Origin of the sequence: Streptomyces sp. AC602_WCS936 (assembly GCF_019049125.1) — a bacterium.
GTDB lineage: Bacteria > Actinomycetota > Actinomycetes > Streptomycetales > Streptomycetaceae > Streptomyces.
The window spans coordinates 1-2,440 of sequence record NZ_JAGMUF010000038.1; the positions used below are offsets into that span (position 1 = coordinate 1).

Here is a 2,440-nt window from a genome sequence, read left to right on the forward strand (position 1 = left end):
TGCTTCAAGCGGTTGGTTGGGTAGGCCGCGCGACGAGGCACCTGCCATGAGCAGGCCCTTTTTCGCACGGCCCCCCTCCGAACCCGCCGTACGAGTTTCCCCGTAACGGGCTCTCCAGTGACCTATCTCGTGACGCTACTGGTCGGCTTTCCTGAGTGGATCGTGTCATGGCAGCCGATGCAGACAACCAGAGTCTTGCGCCGCTTCTTCACCATGACCTGTTGCCATTCGGTAGGCGGTTCTACCCTGTCGAGGTCAACGAGTTTTCGGATGTGGTGCACCCGCACATCTTCCGACGTCCCGCATAGCTCGCACTTCCCCTTCAAGAGCCGGGTAATCAGCTCCTTTCTGGGGCGGGGGTTGACCGCTTGACGGTCCGTGAGGACCGCTGCCTTCTGTCGCGTCAGTGAGATTCCGCCGAATCGTGCGACCAGTGGCTTCCTGCCTGCGCTGCGGGTGACCTTGGCTTCGAAGCATGTGCGGGGCCCATTCGGTGTCTCGATCTTGGCCTTGTAGCGGGCCGCCATCTTGGACACCGTCGAGCGATGCTTCGCTGCCAGTGTCTTGAGCAACGAGGTTTCCATGGCCCAACGCAACCGATGCAATCGGCATACGTTGCCGGCCAGGAGGTAGTACTGGACGATGCCCCGGTACTCTGCCCCGTAGACGTTGACGATGGTGTAGTCGTCGTCGTTCAAGAGTTGGGGCCGGTGCGCGGGTTTTCCGCGGCTGAAGTATGGGGCTGCCTTGTCTCGGATCACCTTTGCTGGCACACGTAGAGCAATCGAACCGTTAGCCGTCCTGCGACCTCGGGTTGCCTGTCTGTCGTTGTGCTGCACGGTGATCTCGTATCCGAGGAACGATGCCGCACCCTTACGGGCATGGGTGATCAGTGTCTTCTCTGGCGACAATTCCAACTTGAGGTCTTCACGAAGGAATTCCGCAAGACGCCGTTTGATCTCCTCGGCCTCGGGTCTCGGCCCGATGAACCCAAGAAGGGTGTCATCGGCGTATCGCACATAGCGCAGTCTCCGGAAGCCCGGATCATTCGGATCCACGCTGGGGATACTGCGCTGCTTCTTGCGAAGTGACCGAACTTCGGCCCGATCTCCCCGCCTTCGAGCGCGCGCGATCGCGTTGACCACCTCCAGGTAGGCAGGGTTGCGTGCCCTGCTTCGCCCTCGAGTGTTGTGCGGAATCAGAACCTTCTCGACAAAGTTGTCCAGTCGGTGCAGGTAGATATTGGACAGCAGCGGAGAGAGTACTCCGCCTTGAGGTGCCCCGCTGAGCGTGGCTCCCCACGTCCAGTCCTCCATGTAACCGGCCTCAAGCATGTTGCGCACGAGTCGAAGAAACCGGCCATCGTGAATCCGTTCTGCCAGCGTCTCGATGACGACTTGATGGTCGATCGAACCGAAGCAGTCAGAGATATCACCTTCGATGAACCAGGTGGTACCCGTCCAGGTATTGCCCACCTCCGTCAAGGCGGTGTGACAGCCCCGTTTGGGTCGGAACCCATGGGACCGGTCGGAGAACTGCGGCTCGAAGTACGCCTCCAGAAGGAGACGCATCACCTCGCCGACGAGCTTGTCCGACCAGGTCGGCAGTCCAAGCGGCCGGATCTTCCCATTTTTCTTGGGAATATTGACTCGCTTTACTGGGCTGAATCGGTAGCGTTCGTGACGCATCGCATCGATGATGCGACTCACCTTGCCCAGCGACATGCCGTCCACGGTTTCTTGCGAGACTCCCGGCGTCATCGCTCCTTTGTTGGAGTAGATGCGGCCGTAAGCCACCAGGTACAACTGCGGGTTGAACATTTGCCGATACAGCTCACTACACGGCAGACCACGTCTACCGCGCTCACGAAGGATGCCTAACACCGTGTCGGCACTCTGCATTTCGCATACCTCCCGGTCTCATTCGCATCCAGTCACCTGCGCCCCTTCGCCCTGCGAGCGGCTTTCCCGTTCTCCTCGGCAGGTCGTTACTCCTGCGACTACTACGGGCACTCCGTCGCCTTAGGGTTCGCACCCTGTAGGCGATCCCACGTTCGTCCTTGTTGTACGTCATAGCGTGACGTAGGCGCCCCACTCATCTCCTTCAATGTCCTCACTGGACATCGCCCCATGTCACGGAAGGTATGTCGGCCATGCATCAAAGCCGCCACAGGACATGGCATCGGTTTCAGTAGCCTTTCCGATGGATGCGAACTTTCATCGACTGGAGATTGGGGTTCAGGCAATCCAGCTTTCGCCATATCACGCGGGCCCCTCAGCGCACCGTCCCTGGCAACTGAGCCCGGTCACTGATTCTCTGGCATGCTCTGGTCCCCTTCACCTTTCGGATCCAGGTAAGCCATCAGGCCCAGGAATATCCCTCCAATTCCTCCCGGCTGTGCCGGGGATACAACAAGGCGCCTCGTGGCGCACATGCACCG

1 protein-coding gene is annotated in these 2,440 nt (G+C 59.8%); it reads right to left on the reverse strand.

The annotated features are described in order from the left end of the window. Window positions 1–122: 122 nt before the first annotated feature. Window positions 123–1,901 (reverse strand): reverse transcriptase/maturase family protein, encoded by a 1,779-nt coding sequence (locus KUM03_RS14585; protein ID WP_217248412.1) that lies wholly within the window; start codon window positions 1,899–1,901, stop codon window positions 123–125. Window positions 1,902–2,440: the final 539 nt, after the last annotated feature.

What these genes read in the sequence shown, in the direction of transcription:
- KUM03_RS14585 (WP_217248412.1), bottom strand. Translation starts at nt 1,901, where the DNA reads ATGCAGAGTGCCGACACGGTGTTAGGCATCCTTCGTGAGCGCGGTAGA.